General features: G+C 56.7%; 2 protein-coding genes. Both read left to right on the top strand.

Annotated features, from left to right (window positions below; genetic code table 11):
* On the top strand, positions 1–223 hold a 223-nt coding region (locus AWB67_RS38720), incomplete at its 5' end, for a transposase domain-containing protein (RefSeq protein ID WP_143746837.1).
* A gap of 12 nt (positions 224–235) precedes the next feature.
* The gene (locus AWB67_RS38725; RefSeq protein WP_087660932.1) at positions 236–856 is read left to right on the top strand and encodes a plasmid pRiA4b ORF-3 family protein; all 621 of its coding nucleotides are present in this window, start codon (positions 236–238) and stop codon (positions 854–856) included.
* Positions 857–887: the final 31 nt, after the last annotated feature.

Genomic DNA, 887 nt, shown 5'->3' on the forward strand with positions numbered 1-887 from the left:
TCTTGGACGCCGGAATTATCTGTTCGCAGGGTCCGACGGCGGCGGCGAGAGCGCTGCGATAATCTACAGCCTGATCGGAACGGCACGCCTAAACGATGTGGAGCCATTTGCGTATTTGCGTGCTGTCTTCGAACGGATCGCCGATCATCCCATCAACCGCGTCGACGAACTGCTGCCGTGGCGCCTGATGCCCGTTGAACAGGCCACACAGCTCGCAGCTTAACGGACCATCACGATGGCTCAAGCACGCAAATCAAGCAGTCGCAAACCCACGTTGCGAATGGTCAGCTCTCCAGAGTTCATCTATCAGTTGCGGGTTGAACTACTGGGTCTCAGACCGGCGATTTGGCGGCAGATTCTCGTTCTCGGGTCCGTTGAGCTTTCCAGGCTTCACGTCATCTTGCTCATGACCATGGGGTGGGACGGTGGCCACGTGCATGAGTACGTCATTGGAGACAAAAACTATGGGGAGGTCGATCCGCTCTTCCGACCCGATGTCCCCGACGATCCGCCTGTGTTAGACGAAGCCAAGGCAACCCTCGCGGTGGCACTTGGTGATCGGAAATTGTTCACCTATATCTACGACTTTGGCGACAATTGGCAACATCGCGTCAAAGTCGAAAAAATCTTGCCGCCTGATTCCGACTTACGCTCGCCGATCTGCTTGGCCGGCCGCAACGCCTGTCCGCCCGAAGACGTCGGTGGTGGACCCGGGTACATCGAATTCTTAGAAGCTATAACCGACCCGTCTCATGAAGACCATGAGCAACTGCTCGCATGGTGTGGCGGCAGCTTCGATCCCGATGCTTTTGACCTCGCTGCCGTCAACGAACGACTATCGGAATTTGAGTTCTGAACGGTCGGCGCGGCCTCTGCATGACGCTTAC

The organism is Caballeronia terrestris (assembly GCF_001544515.1).
Lineage (GTDB): Bacteria > Pseudomonadota > Gammaproteobacteria > Burkholderiales > Burkholderiaceae > Caballeronia > Caballeronia terrestris.